The organism is Shewanella sp. QJM3NY_23 (genome assembly GCF_056173105.1).
In genome coordinates, this window is the sequence record NZ_CM149657.1 from 2,612,334 (window position 1) to 2,635,152 (window position 22,819).

Consider the following 22,819-nt stretch of genomic DNA (forward strand, 5'->3'; position numbering starts at 1 on the left):
GCTGAAACCATTTACACCAGAGAAACAGCCTATTTTAGCCATCAAGATCGAGCTGATAATTAATGCGATTGGTTTAATTTCACTCATAAAAAAAAGCCCGTCTAAACGAGCTTTTGATTTTCAAGACCAGTGTCTTAACGAATAATGCCTCGACTGGAATTGGCGATGAAATCAGTAAATAGCTTCACTTGCTCATCTTGAGACTCTTCACTCAATGCGGCAATGGCTTCATCAACCGTCAACCCTTTGCGATACACAGTTTTATAAGCTCGGCGCACTGCAAGTTGGCTCTCTTTAGAGAAGCCACGACGCTTGAGCCCTTCGGCGTTAAGACCACGCGGTATCGCAGGCTGGCCTGAGGCCATCACAAACGGAGGCACATCTTGCAAAATAAGAGAGCTACCTGCGGTAAAAGCATGAGCGCCAATATGCACAAACTGATGCACCCCAGTCATACCACCTAAAATGGCCCAATCACCGACATGAACATGACCTGCAATCGAAGCATTGTTAGCCATGATCACATTATTGCCAACCACACAGTCGTGGGCAATATGCACGTAGGCCATAAACAGGTTGTTAGAACCAATAACGGTTTCGCCCTTGTCTTGAATCGTGCCGCGATGAATGGTCACCGATTCACGGATCACATTATTATCGCCGATAATTAAGCGCGTGGGTTCGCCCGCGTACTTTTTATCTTGGCAGTCTTCACCCACAGAGGCGAACTGGAAAATGCGATTGCCTTTGCCCATCACTGTCGGGCCTTTGACCACAACATGAGAACTCAGGTGGCAATCGTCACCAATTTCGACATTGGCACCAATATAGGTCCATGGGCCTATGGTTACATTGTTGCCAATTTTGGCATCGGGATGTACAAACGCTAAATCATCAATCACTTACTAATCTCTCTACGGGCACACATAATCTCGGCAGAACAAACTAGTTCGCCATCGACCTTTGCTTCACCAGTAAACACCCCTATCCCGCGGCGTTCTTTAATCATTTTCACTTCAAAATGCAGTTGATCGCCTGGCTCAACCACACGCTTAAAACGTGCTTTGTCGATACCTGCGAAATAGTAGAGTGCATCATTTGATGGTTCGTCACTCATGGTCTTAAATGCCAATAAGCCAGTGGCTTGCGCCATCGCTTCGAGAATCAACACGCCAGGCATCACAGGTTGAACGGGAAAATGGCCTTGAAAAAATGGCTCATTAATAGTGACGTTTTTGATCGCGTGTAGTGTTTCGCCTGGGGTAAAGTCGAGGACTCTATCGATCAATAAAAACGGATATCTATGGGGTAAAAACTTTAGGATCTCTTTGATATCCATTGTGTTTAATTGATTTGACACTCAATAATTTCCTTAGCTGCCAAGGGGCACTTAATCTTCTATTTTAACGTTTTTTCTAACTTTTTAACGCGCTGGAATAATTCATCTAGCTGTCTAAACCTCACGGTATTTCGACGCCACACCTTATTTTCCATCGCTACAGTAGCCGAGGAGTATACACCAGGCTCCCTGATAACACTCGTAACGTTTGTGCCACCTGAGACATGGGTACCATCTGCAATAGATAAATGCCCTGCCACGGCACTACAGCCGCCAATGATACAATATTTACCTATGGTGACACTACCGGCAAAAGTTGAACCACCGGCAAGGGCACTGTTTTCACCGATAACCACATTATGGGCAATTTGCACTTGGTTATCGATGATCACCCCGTCATGGATAACGGTATGATCCAATGCCCCACGGTCAATACTGGTACAAGCACCAATTTCAACCCGATCGCCAATGCGCACGCCTCCCGTTTGCGGAATGCGGATCCACTGCCCACGTTCATTGGCATAGCCAAACCCGTCTGATCCCAGTACTGTCCCCGAATGCACAATACAGTCTTGACCAAGGTGAACATTGTGGTACACAGTCACATTGGCCCACAAGATGGTATTGGAGCCGATGATAACATCTTGCCCAATAACACATCCTGCGCCAATCTGTACCTGCTGCCCCAAAATTACATTGGGGCCGATAACCGCATTAGCGCCAATAGCAACGCCTTCGCCTATAGTGGCACTGGCATCAATCACTGCACTGGGATGAATAGCTTCAGCGGCTTTAGGCGTCGAGTCGAGTAACTGCGCCACTCTTGCAAATCCCACATAAGGATCATTAAGTACAATAGCGTTGCCGTTAAACTCAGCCGCCATTTTGGGCGACAACAATACCGCAGACGCCGATGTACCCGCGAGCTGATGCTGGTATTTTGAGTTGGCTAAAAAAGAGATCTCACCCTTTTGCGCTTTTTCGAGGGTGGCAACCCGGTTAATTTCAACCGTGTCGTCACCTTGTACCGCAGCATTTAAGTAAACAGCGATCTCTTTTAATGTATAGCTTTTCATTAATCGTTAGCCTTTGCTCAACGCTTCAACAACTTTACTGCTGATATCTGAAGTGGGCTTAACATAGATAGCAGCACCACGCTGCAGCACTAGGTCGTATTGTTCTTTTTCAGCAATAGCGGTGATCGCTTTTTGCACTTCAACTAACAGTTTATTTTGCTCTTCACCGTTACGACGACGCATATCTTCATCTAAAGCTTTGCCTTTTAATTGCAGCTCAGCTTTGAGTGATTCCATCTTACGCAACATATCGGTTTTTTGGCTTTCGCTCATCAGCGCGGCATCACGCTGTTGCTTCTCAAGCATGCCACGTAGCTCGTCTTGCATCTTTTGCACGTTAGCCACACGGTCGCCAAATTCAGTTTTGAGTGTTTTACTCACGGCTTCGCGCTGGGGTAACTGCTCAAATACCGCTTGCATATCTACCACTGCAATTTTCTCTGCTTGTGCAGCAATAGGTGCACCTAACAGAACCAAAACCATCATTGCGCGATTAAACATCTTATTCAAAATAAACTCCTTGTTGTCAGCAAAACTTGCCGATTATTTTTATTTAAATTAGTTCTAACTTAGAAAGTTTTACCAATGTTGAACGAGAAAATCTCTGTTTCATCATCTTCATACTCTGTGATTGGCCACGCAAGGCTAAATACCATTGGCCCCATTGGCGACAACCACTGAACACTCATACCCGCTGACGCACGAATGCGAGAAGGATCTGAGTAATCTGCCAGCTCGGCAAACTCTTCAGCTGGCAAGCCGCGATATGAATCATAATCAAATTCAGTATCCCAGACATTACCCGCATCGACAAAGAAGCTGGTACGCACAGAGTTAGTATAGGCTTCGTCCAAGAATGGCGTCGGCACAATCAGCTCAATACTGGCGGTCGCGATAGCATTACCACCGATAGAGCGACCTTGGCTTACTTCGATGCGATTTGGATCGCCAGGCAAGGTACAACCATCACCCGATGGATCTGGTGAACACGGCTCACTACCACGATACAAGTAGAATGAACGAGGGCCAACAGAATTGGACTTAAAGCCACGTAGTGAACTACTACCACCCGAGTAGTAATTTTCCCAGAACGGTAAAATCTGATCGTTATCACCAAACTGACCATAACCATTGCCGTAGCCTACACGCGCCTTAGTCAATAGTACGAAGCTATGGCTACGGTCAAAGGGCCAGTAGAAGCTGGTGTCAAAGTCAGTTTTAAAGTATTGCAGATCCGACCCTGGAACCGTCATCTTGCCGCTTAAGCGCTGTGACGAACCGTCTGTTGGGAAGGTACCGCGGTTTAACGTACTGCGATACCAGCCAAGATTTAATTCGAAGTTATCAAATGCTAGGTCAGCATTTGGGTCATCTTGGTCACGATAGATATTGTAGAAGCGCAGTGCCTGTTCATACGCTGAAATCTCTGAAATTTCGTTATGACGATAGCCAATGCCACCGTTAATACGGTTATATTCGTTGATCGGAAAACCCGAATTCAACGCCACACCGTAAGAACTGTTTTTATAACGCTCAAGGTTGGCCTCTTGCGCATCAAACTCATTCCAGAAAACACTGCCGCCTAAGCTCACGCCGTCTTTGGTAAAATAGGGATCGGTATAAGAAAAATTAATGTTCTTCGAATACTTGTTAGTATTTAAGTTAATTCCTGCCTGATTACCGGTACCCAAGAAATTGCTTTGCTGTACACCAAACTGCAAGCTGATACCTGATTCAGTACCATAACCTACACCGGCGTTAAATGAGCCAGAAGGTTGCTCTTTAACATTAAAGGCGACATCAACCAAATCATCGGTGCCAGGTACTTGAACCGTTTGAGTATCAACAGTTTCGAAATAACCTAGACGATTAAGGCGCGCTTTAGATTGTTCTACTTGCGCGGCATTTAGCCATGCCCCTTCCATCTGGCGTAATTCACGACGCAGTACTTCATCTTTAGTAACTTGGTTACCAGTGAAGTTAATGTTACGCACATAAACCCGTTTGCCCGGCTTAATATTGACATTGAGAGTCACCTCTTTGGTGTCATCATTAATTTCAGGGTAGGTTTTTACTTCAGGATAAGCATAACCAAAACGACCAAGATATTTACCATACATCTCTTCGGTAAAGGTCACATCGCCGCCATTGTAGGTATCACCCACTTTGATCGGCAAAATGGCTTGCATCACCTCTTCGCGGCCCATAAGGTCACCAGTGAGATTGACCTCTTTCACTTTGTACTGTTCACCTTCATCGACGTTAATCGTGATGTACAGCCCTTTGCGATCTGGGGTCATCGCAACCTGAGTCGAGGTCACATCAAAGCGAATATAACCACGGTTATGGTAGAAGGTTTTGATGGTTTCAAGGTCGGCTTGCAACTTCTGCTTTTGGTAGCGACGCTCACCAAATAAGTCCCACCAGGCCACATAATCTTTTAATTCCAGCATGCCGATCAGTTCGGCGTCACTAAACACAGTGTTACCCACTACGTTTATCTGGCGAATTTCAGCGGCTAAGCCTTCGGTAAACTTAAACTTAAGTTCGACACGGTTACGCGGTAAGTTGATCACCTGTGCTTCGACTTTTGCGCCGTACTTACCCACGCCGTAATAAAAGTCTTGCAGGCTTTTTTCAATCCCGCTGAGCATGGTGCGGTCTAATGACTCACCGACTTTAACGTCGCTGCCATCGAGACTCTCTTGCAGCTGCTCATCTTTAATGTCTTTGTTGCCTTCGAAGGTCACGGCGCTAATTGTCGGGCGCTCTTTGACCGTCACCACAAGGACATTGCCATCGCGACTGACTTCGATATGTTCGAAGTTGGTTGACGCGTACAAGCTTTTAATCGCTTGCTGCAGACGCGTTTCATCAACGGTATCGCCCACCTTAATGGGGATGTTGAGGAGTGCTGCACCTAATGCAACACGTTGTAAACCTTGTACTTGGATGTCTGTAACTTCAAAAGGCTGGAATGTTTCGGCCCAACCGTTCCCTGATAAAGACGCACCGACTAATAACATCGAGGCAAAAATTTTATTCAATCTCATAGAGCACTTCTAATTATGTGTGTGTCCTTGCTCAGAGTCGGGAAAAATCGTTGAAAAGGGCGATACTCATCAACATTAGCAGCATAGCTGCCCCAAATCTGAATCCAATTTCCTGTACCTTCTCTGGTACAGGCCTGCCTGTGATCACTTCGATGAAGTAATATAATAGATGCCCACCATCTAGCACTGGTAAAGGCAATAAGTTAATAATGCCTAAATTGACGCTGATTAATGCTAGGAATCCTAAAAAGTAAACTAAGCCATAATTAGCACTACTCCCCGCACCTTGTGCGATTGAAATAGGCCCGCTTAGGTTTTTCACCGACACATCGCCAGTAAATAATTTGCCAATCATCTTAATGCTGACTGACACAAGTTGCCACGTTTTATCGGCAGCAACCACAAAAGATTCGCCTAAACCGTATTCTAACTGCAAACGCATATTATCTGGCCAAGGTGCTTGAGTGGGCGCAACACCGATCACCCCCTCTATTTGGCCATTCTCGCCAGAGCGAGATTTGGGCGTCACCGCAAGCTTAAGCTGCTTACCATCGCGTAGCACAGTCATGTTGACAGTCTTACCCGCTGCCGCTTTTATTTGTTCAACAAATCCATCCCAGTCACTATAGCGCTGCCCATCGATAGCAACCAAGGTATCACCGACCCGCAGCCCTGCAGCATAAGCGGCACCGTCTTCGCTAACAAATGCCAAGGTTGGACTCACGTCTGGTTGATAAATGCCTAACCCCAGCGAGGTGATAGGTGATTGTTTTTCTGGGTCAAATTGCCACTGACGAGTGTCGAGGCGATAAGTACGCTCTTGGCCCATAACACCTGATAGTGGGGCTAGGGTTATGTCGATATTATCATCGCCAATATGCCCAACTAAGGCATAGGTCACCTCCTCCCAGTTGCGGACGGCTTGGTCGCCAACGGCAATCACTTGCTGCGGCTGTTTAACCTCAATGATAGCGGCAGGCGTATTAGGCTGGGTGGTTTCAATAACTGGTTTTAATGACGGCACTCCAATGAGGTACATGATGTACAACGCAAAAATAGCGAAGATGAAGTTGGCCATAGGGCCTGCGCCGACAATGGCAATGCGCTGCCAGACGGACTTACGATTGAAGGCTTGAGATTTTAATGCATCTGGCACATCGTCTACACGCTCATCAAGCATCTTCACGTAACCACCAAGGGGGATCATCGCGACCACATACTCAGTGCCATCGGCGCCGACTTTACGCCAAATCGCTTTACCAAAACCGATGGAGAAGCGTTCCACTTTGACGCCACAGCGACGTGCAACCCAAAAGTGGCCATATTCGTGGGCCGTGATTAATATGCCTAAAGCAATGATAAAGGAACCTAGGTTCCATAAAAAATCTAGCATTGAGCTCCTTCTTTACTGCTGCACACGTTTAACATGTTCAGCAGCCACTCGGCGAGTTTGATTATCTAGCGCCAAAATATCTTCAATCGTGTTTAAATTTTGCTTGGCCACCTTGGTTAAGCAAAATTCGTTGATATGAGCAATATCGGTAAACCGAATGGTGCCCGCCAGAAACGCATCGACCGATATCTCATTGGCAGCATTGAGCACAGTAGTAGCTTCTTGGCCTTGCTCACAGGCATCAATGGCTAATGCTAAGCAAGGGAATCGGTTAAAATCGGGTTCAAGAAAGCTTAACTGTCCGACTTTGAAAAAATCTAAAGGTTCAACTCCGGCTGAAATTCTTTGTGGATAGGCCATACAATGTGCAATAGGCGTGCGCATATCGGGATTGCCCATCTGCGCCAGTACCGAGCCATCTTTATATTGCACCATAGAGTGAATGACACTTTGAGGATGTACCACGACTTTAAGCTGCTCTTTACTGGCATTAAACAACCAACGAGCCTCAATATATTCCAACCCTTTATTCATCATGCTAGCCGAATCGACAGAGATTTTACGTCCCATCGACCAGTTGGGATGTTTACAAGCTTGATCTGGCGTCATGTGCTGCAAAGTGGCAAGGTCAGTACTAAGAAAAGGACCACCCGAGCCCGTTAGCAAAATATGAGAAATGCCAGCGTCGGTTAGTTGGCATACACCGATTTGCTGCTGCACCTCAAAGGGTAAACATTGAAAAATCGCATTATGCTCGCTGTCCACAGGCAGCACTTGTGCGCCAGAAACTTGCATCTGATCGATAAATAAACGCCCCGACATCACCAATGATTCTTTATTGGCCAGCAACACTCGTTTACCCGCTTTAACTGCAGCTAAGGTTGAGGGTAACCCTGCAGCGCCAACAATCGCCGCCATCACGGTATCCACCTCACTTGCGGCAACTAAGTCGAGCAGTTCATCTTCACCGCTGGAAACTCGGGTGCGCAGTGACGCGGGCAGTTTTTCGGCTAAGGCTTTTGCAGCATCGGCATCGACCATGTGCGCCACGCAAGGCTCATGGGTGATGCATAACGCTAGCATCTTGTCGACGCTACGATTTGCCACTAGGGCGTAAACCTCATAATCAGCCGGATTACGCTCAATAACACTGAGCGTGCTAGCACCAATTGAGCCCGTGGCCCCAAGAATCACCATTTTTTGCATGGTTACATCCAAAATGCGATATAAATGAGTGTGAATACTGGCAGCGCAGCGGTGAGACTATCGATTCTGTCGAGCACACCACCGTGGCCTGGCAAGATAGTACCTGAGTCTTTGATATCCGCGACACGCTTAAACATACTTTCAGACAGATCGCCCACTGCAGACACTAAGGCAACAAACAAGGTGACCACAATCACCAAGCCTAATTCTTGTTCGGGTGACAGCAACATCACAACTGCGACAACAATCATAGTGGTCAGCAAGCCACCAATGAGGCCTTCCACGGTTTTAGCAGGGCTGACATTAGGCATTAATTTATGTTTACCTAAGGTTTTACCCGCAAAGTAAGCGCCAGAATCGGTTGCCCAAACGGTCAACATCACCAAGAAAACCAAGGTCCCGCCATAATAGGGATCAGCCTGTGAACTTAATGCCTTAAGCGCAACTAATGCAGTAAAACAGGGGATTAATGTTAACTGGCCAAACATCGACTTAAACATGTGGCTCTTAGCCCACAGGGTCGAACTTTTAGGGTATGACAATATGAAGAGTAAAGAGATGGCCCACCAAAATGCACCAATCACCAATATCGCCAGAAAGATGGGGTGTAAATGGCCTTTAAACCACACCTCATCACTAGGCACAAACAGATTAAGCGCTACCAATAAAATACCGATAGTCAGCGTGAAACTCCACTGGGTGATGTTACAGCGCTTATCGATAATTCGGCCCCACTCTTTAGCAGCGATTAAAAACACTGCCACCAGTGCCCATGAAAAATACTCCACAGGGAAAAAGAATATGGCACCCATCACTAATGGGATTAACCATACTGCTGTTATTATTCTATGCTTTAGCAAAAACTTTCCCTCTTATAATTTATTGCTCAGCCTGTAGCGTCTCAATTTGCGTTCCCGTTAATCCAAAACGGCGCTGACGTGAAGCAAATACTGCGACGGCTTCTTTAAAGGCTTGCTCGTCAAAGTCGGGCCAAAGCACCTCAGTAAAGACTAACTCTGCATAAGCTGCCTGCCAGAGTATAAAATTACTGATGCGAAAATCCCCGCCCGTACGGATCATTAAATCAACTTCCGGCTGATTTTGCATGCATAAATGCTGACTTAACGCCTCTTCGGTGAACTGACTGCTGTTCATTTCGCCAGATTCAACCTTTTGGGCTAAGGTTTGTGCCGCTTGCATGATGTCCCAGCGACCGCCATAGTTAGCGGCGACGTTCAAGATTAAACCGTCATTATCCGCAGTTTGCGCCATTGCCGAGGCAATTTGCTTTTGCAAGCGCGCTGAAAAACGACTGGTATCACCAATGATATTGAGGCGTACACCATTGTTATGTAGCCGCTTTAACTCCCGCTGCAACACGGTAAAAAATAGCTCCATTAGCAAGCTAACTTCTTTGTCAGGTCGGCGCCAATTCTCACTGGAAAACGCAAATAAGGTCAATGAACCGACCCCCATTTCACGCGCGGTACTCACCGCTCGACGGACCGCTTTTACCCCTGCTTTATGCCCAATCACCCGCGGCTTACCTTGAGCTTGCGCCCAACGCCCATTGCCATCCATGATAATAGCAACGTGCTTAGGTATAGACAGCTTAATCAGCTCAGCGAGTGTTTCATCAGCTAACTCTGAGCCAGATTGAGATTCGATTGACATCTATTACAACCCTTAAAAATAGCAAACGCCGTGTAGTATACCCCTACACGGCGTGTTAACTCTAGTGACTAAGGCAGCAGATTAGACTTCCATCAACTCTGCTTCTTTTGCCGCCAAAATTTCATCGATCATTTTAATGTGCGCATCGGTAAACTTCTGAATTTCATCTTCGCTGCGACGTACATCATCTTCGGTACATTCTTTTTCTTTCTCTAATGCTTTCACATCTGAGTTTGCATCACGACGCACGTTACGTACCGCAATACGACCGTTTTCAGCTTCAGCACGAACCACTTTAATCAGATCTTTACGACGCTCTTCAGTCAAAGCTGGCAACGGAATGCGGATAGTGGTACCGGCAGACATAGGGTTAAGCCCCAAATCTGAGCTCATGATCGCCTTCTCTACCGCTGCTATCATAGTTGAGTCAAAAACGCTGACCGCTAGGGTTCTTGAATCTTCAATCGATACGTTACCCACTTGCTTTAGTGGCGTTAGTGAACCGTAATAAGGTACCTTGATAGAATCAAGTAGGCTTGGGTGTGCACGACCTGTACGCACTTTAGCCATTTGTGCTTTAGTCGCTTCAACACATTTACCCATGCGTAGTTTCGCATCTTCTTTGATTTCATTAATCACGTTTAATATCCTTTTTGCTTACTAAATTTACGTTAGTATAAATCGTATTTATTCGGCTGATTTTACGCGGCTACTTTTGATCATGGTGCCTTCATGGTCACCCATAATAACACGGCGCAGCGCACCAGGCTTATTCATATTGAACACTAAAATAGGCATGTCGTGATCTCTTGCCAGTGTGAATGCAGCAAGATCCATCACTTTTAATTCTTTGTCGAGTACTTCATCGTAGCCCATTTCGTCATATTTAACGGCTTCAGGATTCTTCACTGGGTCGTCAGAATAGACGCCATCGACTTTGGTGCCCTTAAGCACCACTTCGGCTTCAATCTCAATACCGCGTAAACACGCCGCAGAGTCTGTGGTGCAAAATGGATTACCCGTACCGGCCGCAAAAATCACTACTCGACCCGATTTAAGCAAGCTAATCGCTTCAGCCCAGTTATAATCGTCACACACACCTTTAAGCGGTATCGCTGACATCAAGCGTGCGTTTACATAAGCACGGTGCAATGCATCACGCATTGCCAAGCCGTTCATTACAGTGGCCAACATGCCCATGTGGTCACCAACGACACGGTTCATACCGGCTTTAGCCAGTCCTTCACCACGGAACAGGTTACCACCACCGATCACAACACCAACTTGAATACCAAGCTCAACCAACTCCTTGACCTCTTGTGCCATACGATCGAGTACTTTAGGGTCGATACCAAAGCCTTCTTCGCCCATCAGGGCTTCGCCACTCAATTTAAGAAGAATACGTCGAAAAGCGGGTTTGGGGTTTGTGCTCATAGTTATTTGTCCTGATAAATGCTGGTGGGTATGTTACCAATTATATCGAAAAAAATGCAGGCTGTGACAATCTAATTGGCATAATAAAACCGCAGCGATTGCTGCGGTTTTTAGGGTATCTAAAAAGCGGCGATTACGCCTTTGAAGCAGCGATTTGTGCAGCTACTTCAGCAGCAAAATCTTCTTCTTTCTTCGCGATACCTTCACCAACTTCTAAACGAATGAAGTTTGTAACAGTAGCGCCTTTCTCTTTAAGAATTTCACCAACTGTTTTCTTTGGTTCCATGATGAAAGCTTGACCAGTAAGAGAAACTTCACCGGTGAACTTCTTCATACGACCCGCAACCATCTTCTCAGCGATCTCTTGAGGCTTGCCTTCATTCATCGCGATTTCGATTTGAACGGCTCTTTCTTTCTCAACCACATCAGCTGGAACGTCTTCAGGGTGAACGTACTCAGGCTTAGAAGCCGCTACGTGCATTGCGATGTGCTTAAGCGTTTCTTCGTCTGCATCACCAGTGACAACAACACCGATACGCTCGCCGTGACGGTATGAAGCAGTGTTAGTACCATCGATGTACTCAACGCGACGTACGTTGATGTTTTCACCGATTTTAGCAACTAGTGCAACACGCGTTTCTTCGAACTGTGCTTTTAGGTCTTCAACAGTTACTTTAGATGCAGCTGCAACGTCAAGTACTGCGTTAGCGAATGCTAGGAAGTTACCGTCTTTTGCAACGAAGTCAGTTTGACAGTTAACTTCTAAAAGTGCAGTGAAACCTTCGCCTTGCTTGATAAGGATAGTACCTTCAGCAGCGATGTTACCCGCTTTCTTAGCAGCCTTAGCAGCACCGCTCTTACGCATGTTTTCAATCGCTAGCTCAATGTCACCATTGGTTTCAGTTAGCGCTTTTTTACAATCCATCATGCCAGCGCCAGTGCGCTCACGTAGTTCTTTAACTTGGGCAGCAGTAATTGCCATTGTTAAATCCTCTATAGGTAAATCTACAAATCAAATGATATAAAACAGGGGCCTTAGGGGCCCCTGTTCACCAATCATGTATCTTGGTTAATAAGGGCGATGAAATTCATCTCGCCTTATTATTCAGCTTCTACGAAACCGTCTTGTTCAGCTTGAACCGCTAGGTCTTGACCGCGACCAGCTTTAGCAGCTGCAGCAACTGACTCAGTGTACAGACGGATAGAACGCATAGCATCATCGTTACCAGGAACGATGTAGGTGATGCCGTCTGGAGAAGAGTTAGTATCTACAACAGCAACAACTGGGATACCTAGGTTGTTAGCTTCTTTAATCGCGATGTGCTCATGGTCAGCACCGATAACGAAGATAACGTCAGGTAAACCGCCCATGTTCTTGATACCACCAAGAGACTTTTCTAGTTTCTCAAGCTCGCGAGTACGCATTAGCGCCTCTTTCTTAGTTAGCTTGTCGAAAGTGCCATCGATTGACTGGCTTTCTAGATCTTTTAGACGCTTGATTGATTGACGAACTGTTTTCCAGTTAGTCAACATACCACCTAACCAGCGGTTATCAACATAGTACTGATCACAAGAAATTGCTGCTTCTTTGATAGCTTCGCTTGCAGCGCGCTTAGTACCTACGAAAAGAACTTTCCCTTTCTTAGATGCTACGTTGCTGATGAACGCTAATGCTTCATTGAACATAGGCACAGTGTGCTCTAGGTTAATGATGTGAACACCATTACGAGCGCCGAAGATGAATGGCTTCATCTTTGGGTTCCAGTAACGAGTTTGGTGACCGAAGTGAACACCGGCTTGAAGCATGTCGCGCATTGAAACTGTAGTCATTTTATTACCTTAAAATTGGGGGTTAGACCTCCACGCATCCCATATCTCCGACCTTTTATAGGCACCCCGGAGAACGTGTCGATACGTGTGTGATTTAGTATTTAGTAATTGCCATGTATAATGGCCGCCAGATTCGCTCTTAACCAAACGTCAGAAGACCTGGTCAGATGACAAGTAATCAAGAGTCAAACGTAACGGCGCGCTTTATACCATGAAATCAGCGAAAACACAAATTTTTAGCATAGCTGGCGCGCCAAAAATAAGACTACCGAGAAACAAGAGAAAGCCTAATGAGTATAGTGATTAAAACAGCCGAAGAGATCGAAAAAATGCGCGCTGCGGGCAAATTAGCCGCCGATGTTCTAGAGATGATTGCCCCTTACGTTAAGGCGGGCGTCACCACGAATGAGCTTAACGATATCTGTGCTAAATATACTGAAGAGCAAGGTGCAATTTCAGCGCCACTTAACTATCACGGTTTCCCAAAATCTATTTGTACCTCTATTAATGAGGTGATTTGTCACGGTATTCCCAGTGACAGAGCCTTAAAAGATGGCGATATCCTTAATATCGACATTACCGTGATTAAAGATGGCTACCATGGTGACACCTCAAAAATGTTTCTGATTGGTGATGTCAGCGCCAAAGATAAACGTCTGTGCCGCGTCGCCCAAGAAAGCCTGTATGAAGCCATTAAAAAGGTGCGTCCAGGTATGAAGCTAGGTGAAATTGGTACCATCATTGAGAAATACATTAAGGGTAAGAAAACGGGTCTCGAAAAATACAGTATCGTGACCGATTATTGCGGCCATGGTATCGGCGCTGGTTTTCACGAAGAACCTCAAGTCATGCATTACAAAAACAATGACAAGACCGTACTGCGTCCCGGCATGTGTTTTACCATCGAGCCGATGATCAATGCGGGTCGTCACACTAGCGTGTTAGACAAAGACGACAACTGGACCGTGACGACCTCTGATGGTAAAAACTCGGCCCAATGGGAACATACCCTATTAGTGACTGACAAAGGTGTTGAAGTATTAACACTGCGCTCAGAGGAAGACTTTCCGCGCATAATCAATCACTAATTACTGTACTTTTTGTTTAAGAATTGCGTAAAGTGGAGACCTAAATTGCGATAATATCAGGCAGCGAGTCAGCAATGCTCGCTGCTTTTTCCCCTAAGGATATCAATGAATAACGCACTGAGCGCCAAATCAGCCTTAAAACTGCAAAACGAGCAACTATTAGAGCGATTTAACGCCGGCGAATCGGTCACCTTGCTAGTTAAGCAACGCTGCCGCGCCGTCGATGCGTTACTGTGTAAACAATGGCAATGTCAACAACTCGACCAACACCCTGTGGCACTGATCGCGGTGGGCGGTTATGGCCGCGGCGAACTGCATCCCCATTCAGACGTGGATCTGCTGTTTTTGATTGACGGTAAATTATCTCAAGAAGGTGAACACCAATTGGGACAATATATCGCTTTTTTATGGGACGCAGGCTTAGAAGTCGGCCACAGCGTACGCAGCGTCGATGACACCATTAATCAAGGGCGTAATGATATTACTATTGCCACCAACTTGCTCGAAGCACGGCAGTTATGTGGTCCACAGTACTTATTTGATGAGTTATATCACCGCGTAAGAGAAGCGGACTTCTGGCCACCCAGCAACTTTTTTGTCGCCAAGCGCGATGAACAGATGCTCAGGCATGCTAAGGCCAGTGCCTTCGATCTCGAACCCAACATTAAGTCATGCCCCGGCGGTTTACGCGACATTCAAACGATTACCTGGGTAGCAATGCGTTACTTTAATGCCAGCTGCACCGAAGACTTAGTCGCCCACGGCTTTTTAGAAAAAGAGGAGTTAGATGAGCTTCTCGAATGCCAAGAATACCTGTGGCAGTTGAGATTTGCACTTCACCTTATCTCGGGCCGTGACGAAAACCGCTTGTTGTTTGATCTGCAGCGTCAAGTCGCCACACTGCTTGGCTATAAAGATGAAACCCAGCTTGCGGTAGAACAGATGATGAAACGCTACTATCGCACGGTGCGCCGTGTGATGGAGCTCAACCAAATGCTGTTGCAACTGTTTAAACGGGCAACCTTAGGTCACACTAAGGCGCTTGAGATCTTCCCTATCGATGAAAACTACCAACGCCGCAGTAGTTTTATCGAATGCCTTAAGCCCAATGTATTTGACGATCCCGCCGAGATCATGGGGCTCTTTTTACAAGTCGCACGTAACTCCAATATTAAGGCGATTTATGCGCCGACCTTGCGCCGACTTCGCCGGGCACGGCGGGCACAAACCCAACCGTTAATGCATCATGAGGCGTGCCGCGCGATATTTCTTGAAATTTTACGTCATCCACGCGGTATAGCGGCCCTCTCCTTGATGCACAGCCACGGGATCATGTCCGCCTATTTGCCTGCTTGGCGCAGCATTGAAGGGCAAATGCAGTTTGACCTGTTCCATGCTTATACGGTCGATGAACATACCCATAGATTAATCTTAAATATCGAGCGGTTTTCTCAACCCGAGCAAAAAGAGGAATTTCCACTCGGTTCAGTGCTGATTAATCAGCTACCTAAAAAAGGTTTACTGGTATTAGCAGCCATTTTTCACGATATTGGTAAAGGCCGCGGCGGCGATCACAGCAAGTTGGGCGCTGTCGATGCCCAAGCATTTTGCGATCTACACGGCTTAAATAAACATGATGGCAGACTGGTTAGCTGGCTGGTAGAGAACCACCTTATCATGTCGGTAACGGCCCAGCGCCGAGACATTTCCGACCCTGATGTGGTCGCTGAATTTGCCGATAAAGTGCGTGATGCTGTGCATTTAAGCTATCTCTATTGCCTGACGGTGGCTGATATTTGTGCCACTAACGAAAAAACCTGGAACAGCTGGAAAGGCTCATTACTGCGCGACCTTTACTTTTCAACGCAGCGGGTGCTAGCACGCGGTAAAGAGAAGCCGGTTGATATTCGAGCTCGGGTTCGCGAGCACCAAGCCAAAGCGAAAAAAGAGCTACTCAGACGCGGCATTAAAGAAAAAAGCCTCGACCAATTATGGCTACGCTTTAAAGCCGATTACTTTCTACGTCATCAGCCCAATCAAGTGGCTTGGCATGCCGAGGCTATCCTTAAACATAAGCATGATGAAGCCTTGGTGCTCATCTCCAAACACACCACCCGTGGTGGTACAGAATTATTTGTCTATACCCCAGACAAACCGAGATTATTTGCCACCGTTATGGCGGTACTCGACAATAAAAACATCAATGTGCATGATGCTAATATCATGAACTCAAAAGACGGATATGCACTGGATTCTTTCGTCATTTTAGAGCAAGATGGCAGCCCAGTTTCGCAGTTATCTAGGATTCAGAGCTTAAGAAAAGCCTTGGTGAGAGCCTTAAGCAGCGATACTGCCAAACTACCCAAGTTTAAAAAATTGCCGCGCAAGATGAAGCCCTTTAGGGTACCGACTCAAGTGAGTTTTTTACCCGCGCGCAAGCAAGGCACCACTATGATGGAGCTTATTGCACTAGATAGCCCCGGCTTATTGGCTAAAGTCGGTGATATTTTTTACCGTTGCCAAGTCACGCTGCTGGCGGCCAAGATCACCACGATTGGTGAACGCGCAGAAGACTTTTTTATGTTGCAAACAGCCGATGGCAAACAGTTAGACCCAGTTCAACAAGAGGAGCTCAGCGCCGCATTAATCGAAGCGCTCGCCGAGCCAAGTAACTAAATACTTTTATTCAGCAATCATCTTTAATGATAATCGGGAGACGTTAATGGAGGCTTTACGCCAACGTATTGAGGCAGCTTTTGAAGCTCGCGCAGAAATTACCCCTACCACGGTCGATGCCAGCGTGCGGGCCGACGTAGAAAAAGTCATCAGTATGCTTGATAAAGGCGAGGCGCGCGTCGCCGAAAAAATTGATGGTCAGTGGCATGTGCACCAATGGTTGAAGAAAGCCGTTTTACTCTCTTTCCGTATTTTCGACAACCAAGTAATTGACGGTGCAGAGACTAAGTACTTTGACAAAGTGCCAATGAAATTTGCCGACTATGACGAAGCACGTTTTAAAACCGAAGCCATTCGCGTGGTGCCTCCTGCCGCCGTACGTAAAGGCTCTTATATCGGTAAAAATACCGTATTGATGCCATCATATGTCAACTTGGGCGCTTACGTCGACGAAGGCACTATGGTCGACACCTGGGCCACTGTGGGCTCATGTGCACAAATTGGTAAAAACGTACACCTGTCTGGCGGCGTTGGCATTGGCGGTGTGCTTGAGCCGCTGCAAGCTGGCCCAACCATTATCGAAGATAACTGTTTTATCGGCGCGCGCTCTGAAATTGTTGAAGGCGTGATAGTTGAAGAAGGCTCGGTTATCTCTATGGGTGTCTACATTGGCCAAAGCACACGTATTTTTGACCGGGAAACTGGCGAAGTGCATTATGGCCGTGTTCCTGCCGGCTCTGTGGTTGTGTCGGGTAACTTACCGTCAAAATGTGGCACTTACAGCCTCTATGCGGCAATCATAGTCAAGAAAGTCGATGCAAAAACCCGTGGCAAAGTGGGCATTAATGAACTACTGCGTATCGTTGATTAATCCCCGTTGCACCTAATATTAACGCCAGCTGCGCTATCAGCTGGCTTTTTTATGCCCTGAGCACAAGCATAGCCTTATACTCATCGCCCTATTCTAATCCCCTTAATCTTTGGGCCTATTATCTGACCTATTAGCAGCCACAAAGACACATTTATTTACCTGCAGATACCATTCGATACATGCTTCACATTCAGATACATTTTCAGACAATTTACTCACAGCTTTTGGCGCTAAAAACGACTTAACTCAACTTTAACCGCCATAAAAGATGCTAGGAGTTCAACATGAAAAAGTTACTCTCAATCGCTGTCATTGCCTTAGCGCCGCTGGCTTTCTCAACCCAGGCCACCATGACAGTGCAGATGGAAAACGCCTTAATTGCCGTATGCAAAGCAGGCGCCAGCAACAATGTAGTTAAGTTCAATGGCACCATGCAGGAATACCGCATTAATAAACAGCGTATTTTCCCAAGGCTCGTCTGTAATCAGCAGAGCTTTTACCAGTTCGCACAGTCCCAAGGAGCCGAGCGTACCGCACAGCAGATATTACGCTACACCAAAGGGAATGTGACCATTACAGATATTGCTATGCATTATGAGGATGTACAGATGCTTGCCGTTAACTATTAACGTCTCATCATTAACCATGGAGCGCTAACCTAGCGAGATTATCAGCAATCAACAAACCAGTGACGAAAGCTGAAGCTACATAGCCAATAGGTTAGCCATTCGAAGTGAAAGAGTTGAGACTGGAGCTTAGTTGACCTCGTCGACCAGCGACGGGTCAACAAGTGGCCCAAATGATAAAACAAGTGATCCAAATGATATTGATACCATCATCACTGTTGATGTCATTCAATTGCAGCGGAGCGAGAGTAATACTATCAAAACACTACCGTCTTATTGCCATAAACAATCACGCTTTCTTGCAGTACTAATTGCAACGCTTTACTCAACACGCTTTTCTCAACATCACGACCACATTGAGCCAGATCATCGGCGCTAAAACTATGATCCACTGGGATCACATCTTGCTTAATGATCGGCCCTTCATCTAAACAGTTATTGACAAAATGCGCAGTGGCTCCAATGATTTTCACCCCACGTTCCCACGCTTGTCGGTAGGGCGCAGCGCCCACAAAAGCGGGTAAAAAGGAGTGGTGAATATTGATGATGCGATTGGGGTGTTGCTCAACAAAATCAGGTGTTAACACCCGCATATATTTGGCTAATACCAAGTAATCGGGTTGATATTGGGCGATAATATCCAACATGGTTTGCTCATGTTCTTCACGGGCCACCCCTTCATGAGAAACATGGTAAAAAGGGATATTAAATTTTTCAGCTAACGGCTTGAGTATGTCGTAATTACCAATAATAGCTGAAATTTCAACATCCAAAGCACCGTAATACGCTTTCATAAGCAAGTCGCCAAGGCAATGAGCCTCTTTGGTTACCATCACGACAATCCGTTTGGTGCTTTTGGTTACCAATTTTAAATGGCGCTGGGGCGGTAACACTTTACCGACATCAAACAGTAACCCTTGCTCATCCTCGCAGCCTTCAACCTCAGTGCGCATAAAAAATCGTCCCTGAGCATTATCAACAAACTCGCTGTTCTTGACGATATTTAAGCCGTGGGCATAACAGACACCGGTAATTTTAGTGATTAAGCCAGGCGCATCGGCGCAGTCGGTGATCAATATTTTACGTTGCATCATTTTTCTCCACTAACCTAGTTCTAAGCCGATAATGACATTTTTTTACTAACTAGCCCGATAACCTAGTCGTTATGATGACGGTTTTCGCCGATCTAAATACTGCTGTAACAGGCGGCGAATACTCTCTGCTTTAGTACCGTAAACCAGTTGCACACCACTTCCTACCATCACCACACCCTTAGCGCCAAGTTGTGATAGGCGTTGTTTATCAACAAGTGCAGCCTGCTTCACACCGATCCGCAGTCGAGTTAAGCAAGCACTCAATTCACTGATGTTATCTTTACCACCTAAGGCCGAGATCATGGCAATAATCCCAAGACGCTGCGCCGCTTGCCCGTCGACTCGCCCAGGGGTTTTCAAATTAAAGGTCATAATCGAAATACGAAACACCAGATAATAGATCACTGCCGTCAGCGGGCCTAATATCCAAAACCAGTCTGTATTACGTGACAACCCAAACAGTAAGGTAAAATCAACCAGTCCATGGGAAAACACCACACTGTGGTGAATGTCTAAAGCTATGGCCACCGCATAGGCAAGTCCGGTCATCAAAGCATGTAATAAAAACAATAACGGCGCGACAAGCATAAAGGCAAATTCGACCGCTTCAGTCACCCCCGTTAACCAGCTAGCCCCCGCAGCGGAGAGCATGATCCCTGCGACGCGATTACGCTCACTCTTATCCGCGCAGCGCCAAATAGCCAGCGCTGCAGCAGGTAACCCCCACATTTTAATCAGATAGCCTCCAGCCAGATGCCCCGCTTTAGGATCGCCCGCTAAATAACGTGCCACTTCGCCCCTAACCACCTCGCTTTGTGTCACATATTGCCCCATTTCAAGATAAAACGGCGCATTCCAAATATGGTGTAATCCAAACGGGATTAATAGCCGCTCAACACTGCCGTAGATAGCAAAGGCTAATATGGGATCTTGATACACGGCCCAATCTGAGACGCCCTCAATCCAGTGAGATAGTGGCGGCCATAGCAAAAGGGCGCCATAGGCCAACCCCATCGCAATAGGTAACATTAACAAGGGGGCACTACGATGACCTTCAAAAAAAGAGAGTACTGCAGGCAGTCGCAGTCGCTCGCTAAACCTAACCGCGATACACGTCAATGCGCCAACAACAATGCCACCTGCGATACCGGTATCGAATGTTTGCGACCCTAAAATGGTCTGCGCCTCAAGTTGATATATATCGACCCACGCCGATAAACTGGCAAAAAACACCCCATAGCCAAACACCGCTGTAAAGGCGGCAATCCCTTGATCACGACAAAATCCTATCGCGATGGTCACCGCAAACAACATCGGCATCATAGCGAAAATCAACTCACCTATGGCTAACATCACGATGGCACTATTAGGCGAAATAAATGGAATGGGGTTAATGGCCAAGCCAACCATCAACCCCGCTGCAGGTAAAATAGCAATCGGGAGTAACAATGATTGGCTCAGTTGCTGGGCTAATTTAAACCACTGATGGCGAAGTTGTTTCAATCGACATTACACGGTGAGGTAAGTAACCATTGACTCAACCAGGCTTTGGCTTCAACCTCTGGTTCCATGGTTTCACAAGCATCAAGCTTAAGTAGCTCACCGATCCTAGTAGCACCTAATTCAGTTAATAACTCATCAAACTTAATTCCTGCATGGCAGAAAGTCTCGTAACTTGAGTCACCCAAGGCTATGACCCCGTAAGCTAACTTAGGTAGATAAGGCGCTACCTCTCTGAGCGTCTCAAACCAGACGTTAAGCTCATCAGGAATATCCCCCTGTCCTGTAGTCGATGTAACGATGAGTAGCAACTCATCTTCTGGCGGCACAAATCCCGTCAAGGTTTCAGGGGCGCTAAGCGTCACAGGCCATTGGGCCTCGACAAGTTGTGCTTGTAAGGTTTCGGCCACGAACTGGGCGTTGCCATAAACAGTTCCAAAAACTAGATTAACTTTTTTCATTTTTTCTTTAGCCCTCGGCACAGAATTTACATATAATTCAAACATACTTTATTGAAAGCTTGATAGCTACACTAGGTTATTGAGTTTCAAGGATCAATTAGATGCGACACTCTAGCCGAAAAAAACATCTAAAGCATGTTCAGCGAAGCGCTCATATTAGACGCATGTGTTATTTCAGAACCATCCACTCCCTCGCTCCACCTCATTCCTGCGTACTGGATATTAGCTATGAAACGCAGTTATTAATCTGCCAAGCTGCCGAGGACAAAGATAAACAAGAGAGTAAATAGTCAACTGACCATCAGCCATACTCTAATGGTAAAGATAAACCTTACTTGCTCAATTTAGTCACGACAATCGCGACTGTGGGTCAGCTGACGCTTGAGAGACAATACGATTGAAAAACGCCTTACGAACCAGCACTTGTTGTTACTCAAGGTGGCATAAGGCGTTATATGGTGATGCAGCGGAGCATTTGCGTAATACCAATCACATTAATGATCTGGCCCCTTTGGTGATAAAAATGTACTGGAGTTTTATTGTCAATTTTATAATATAAACAGCTCACTACTTCAATTAACACCTTATTACAAGCGCATTTTCCTCATCAATATATAGATAGCGTATTTGCTGATCACTTATTGAATGTGACTGGGATAAATTAGCGGTATTTCACCAAAATGAATCAGCGAGCGATGAGTAAGCTTGGCTTATCAGACAACAACTCATCATTCCAACCAAAGGCGTCAAACAAGGTCAACCACTCAGGTTCTAACTCGGTTTCGACACTCATAGGCTCACCCGTTCTTGGATGAGTGAAGCTTAATTTTTTAGCAATTAACCACAGACGATTGATACCAAAGTGATCCCTAAAAAAGCGATTCTGCTTACCATCACCATGAGTCGTATCACCCACAATAGGATGACGCAGATGTGCCATGTGCCTACGAAGTTGGTGCTTACGCCCGGTATGAGGCGTTAACTGCACCAAAGCATAGCGACTGGTAGGGTAACGTCCTGAAGCATAAGGAATTTCACAGTTTAGCAGTGGCTGGTAACTGGTTTGCGCTTCTTGAGCCGCCTTATTAGTGTCGACATCTTTATCGCCCAATTCATCAAACTCCTGTTTTAGCGGATAATCCAAGGTATCACCATGCAACATATTTCCGCGCACTATGGCTAAATAGTGCTTTTCAACCGCTTTAGAGGCGAATTGCTGACATAACATATTGGCCATTTCACTGCTTTTAGCAAACAGCAATACACCCGATGTTGGCCTGTCTAAGCGGTGTACAGGAAACACATGGCAGCCGACTTTGTCACGCGTCATCTGCATCGCAAAAAAACGCTCTCGGCGAGCAAGGTAACTGCGATGCACCAATAAACCGGCTGGCTTATGGATCACGACCAGATCTTCATCCTCATAAAGAATAACTATCTCTGGCGCTGAGTCTGCGGCACTACAGGTTTCATCACAGGGCATCGCTTGCGGATCGAC

At 46.2% G+C, this 22,819-nt stretch carries 21 protein-coding genes; 4 read left to right on the forward strand and 17 right to left on the reverse strand.

Annotated features, from left to right (window positions below):
* Positions 1-134: 134 nt before the first annotated feature.
* From lpxA to rpsB, 13 genes are all read right to left on the reverse strand, one after another.
* Positions 135-902: an acyl-ACP--UDP-N-acetylglucosamine O-acyltransferase gene (gene lpxA / locus AC0VXX_RS11660; RefSeq protein WP_475514374.1), complete on the reverse strand. Its 768-nt coding sequence runs from the start codon at positions 900-902 to the stop codon at positions 135-137.
* On the reverse strand, positions 899-1,360 hold the full coding sequence (fabZ, locus tag AC0VXX_RS11665) for a 3-hydroxyacyl-ACP dehydratase FabZ (protein WP_475514375.1): 462 nt from the start codon (positions 1,358-1,360) through the stop codon (positions 899-901). Before fabZ ends, lpxA begins: the two co-directional genes overlap by 4 nt.
* Before the next feature lie 38 nt (positions 1,361-1,398).
* Positions 1,399-2,415 carry a UDP-3-O-(3-hydroxymyristoyl)glucosamine N-acyltransferase gene (gene lpxD, locus AC0VXX_RS11670; protein ID WP_475514376.1) on the reverse strand — a complete coding sequence of 339 codons (1,017 nt, stop codon included), beginning with the start codon at positions 2,413-2,415 and terminating at the stop codon, positions 1,399-1,401.
* Positions 2,416-2,421: 6 nt separating this feature from the next.
* A complete protein-coding gene (locus tag AC0VXX_RS11675; RefSeq protein WP_475517008.1) occupies positions 2,422-2,916 on the reverse strand; it encodes an OmpH/Skp family outer membrane protein in 495 nt (164 codons plus the stop codon).
* 68 nt (positions 2,917-2,984) lie between these two features.
* The gene (gene bamA / locus AC0VXX_RS11680; RefSeq protein ID WP_475514377.1) at positions 2,985-5,468 is read right to left on the reverse strand and encodes an outer membrane protein assembly factor BamA; all 2,484 of its coding nucleotides are present in this window, start codon (positions 5,466-5,468) and stop codon (positions 2,985-2,987) included.
* Positions 5,469-5,499: 31 nt separating this feature from the next.
* Positions 5,500-6,861, reverse strand: a complete 1,362-nt coding sequence (gene rseP / locus AC0VXX_RS11685) for a sigma E protease regulator RseP (RefSeq protein WP_475514378.1) — start codon at positions 6,859-6,861, stop codon at positions 5,500-5,502.
* A 12-nt stretch (positions 6,862-6,873) separates the two neighbouring features.
* Positions 6,874-8,067, reverse strand: coding sequence for a 1-deoxy-D-xylulose-5-phosphate reductoisomerase (ispC, locus tag AC0VXX_RS11690; RefSeq protein WP_475514379.1), 1,194 nt, complete (start codon positions 8,065-8,067; stop codon positions 6,874-6,876).
* 2 nt (positions 8,068-8,069) lie between these two features.
* A complete protein-coding gene (locus AC0VXX_RS11695) occupies positions 8,070-8,927 on the reverse strand; it encodes a phosphatidate cytidylyltransferase (protein ID WP_475514380.1) in 858 nt (285 codons plus the stop codon).
* A 19-nt stretch (positions 8,928-8,946) separates the two neighbouring features.
* Entirely contained in the window at positions 8,947-9,741 is a 795-nt protein-coding gene (locus AC0VXX_RS11700; protein WP_475514381.1) for an isoprenyl transferase, read from the reverse strand.
* 81 nt (positions 9,742-9,822) lie between these two features.
* A complete protein-coding gene (gene frr, locus AC0VXX_RS11705; protein ID WP_110458612.1) occupies positions 9,823-10,380 on the reverse strand; it encodes a ribosome recycling factor in 558 nt (185 codons plus the stop codon).
* A gap of 48 nt (positions 10,381-10,428) precedes the next feature.
* Entirely contained in the window at positions 10,429-11,175 is a 747-nt protein-coding gene (gene pyrH / locus AC0VXX_RS11710; RefSeq protein WP_475514382.1) for a UMP kinase, read from the reverse strand.
* Positions 11,176-11,308: 133 nt separating this feature from the next.
* Positions 11,309-12,157: a translation elongation factor Ts gene (gene tsf / locus AC0VXX_RS11715; protein WP_475514383.1), complete on the reverse strand. Its 849-nt coding sequence runs from the start codon at positions 12,155-12,157 to the stop codon at positions 11,309-11,311.
* A gap of 119 nt (positions 12,158-12,276) precedes the next feature.
* Positions 12,277-13,005 (reverse strand): 30S ribosomal protein S2, encoded by a 729-nt coding sequence (rpsB, locus tag AC0VXX_RS11720; protein ID WP_110458609.1) that lies wholly within the window; start codon positions 13,003-13,005, stop codon positions 12,277-12,279.
* Between the two features lie 290 nt (positions 13,006-13,295).
* Here rpsB and map point away from each other — a divergent pair, with 290 nt between their 5' ends.
* From map to AC0VXX_RS11740, 4 genes are all read left to right on the forward strand, one after another.
* Entirely contained in the window at positions 13,296-14,093 is a 798-nt protein-coding gene (gene map, locus AC0VXX_RS11725; protein WP_475514384.1) for a type I methionyl aminopeptidase, read from the forward strand.
* Positions 14,094-14,198: 105 nt separating this feature from the next.
* On the forward strand, positions 14,199-16,769 hold the full coding sequence (gene glnD / locus AC0VXX_RS11730; RefSeq protein ID WP_475514385.1) for a bifunctional uridylyltransferase/uridylyl-removing protein GlnD: 2,571 nt from the start codon (positions 14,199-14,201) through the stop codon (positions 16,767-16,769).
* Between the two features lie 46 nt (positions 16,770-16,815).
* Positions 16,816-17,640, forward strand: a complete 825-nt coding sequence (gene dapD, locus AC0VXX_RS11735) for a 2,3,4,5-tetrahydropyridine-2,6-dicarboxylate N-succinyltransferase (protein WP_475514386.1) — start codon at positions 16,816-16,818, stop codon at positions 17,638-17,640.
* Positions 17,641-17,924: 284 nt separating this feature from the next.
* On the forward strand, positions 17,925-18,269 hold the full coding sequence (locus AC0VXX_RS11740; RefSeq protein ID WP_475514387.1) for a DUF3718 domain-containing protein: 345 nt from the start codon (positions 17,925-17,927) through the stop codon (positions 18,267-18,269).
* A 254-nt stretch (positions 18,270-18,523) separates the two neighbouring features.
* Here the strand turns inward: AC0VXX_RS11740 and purU are convergent, their stop codons facing one another.
* From purU to truC, 4 genes are all read right to left on the reverse strand, one after another.
* A complete protein-coding gene (gene purU / locus AC0VXX_RS11745) occupies positions 18,524-19,357 on the reverse strand; it encodes a formyltetrahydrofolate deformylase (protein WP_475517009.1) in 834 nt (277 codons plus the stop codon).
* Between the two features lie 72 nt (positions 19,358-19,429).
* A complete protein-coding gene (locus AC0VXX_RS11750; RefSeq protein WP_475514388.1) occupies positions 19,430-20,863 on the reverse strand; it encodes a PTS transporter subunit EIIC in 1,434 nt (477 codons plus the stop codon).
* Entirely contained in the window at positions 20,860-21,321 is a 462-nt protein-coding gene (locus AC0VXX_RS11755) for a flavodoxin (RefSeq protein WP_475514389.1), read from the reverse strand. The genes AC0VXX_RS11750 and AC0VXX_RS11755 overlap by 4 nt, the downstream gene beginning before the upstream one ends.
* A gap of 685 nt (positions 21,322-22,006) precedes the next feature.
* Positions 22,007-22,804, reverse strand: coding sequence for a tRNA pseudouridine(65) synthase TruC (gene truC / locus AC0VXX_RS11760; protein ID WP_475517010.1), 798 nt, complete (start codon positions 22,802-22,804; stop codon positions 22,007-22,009).
* Positions 22,805-22,819 lie beyond the last annotated feature (15 nt).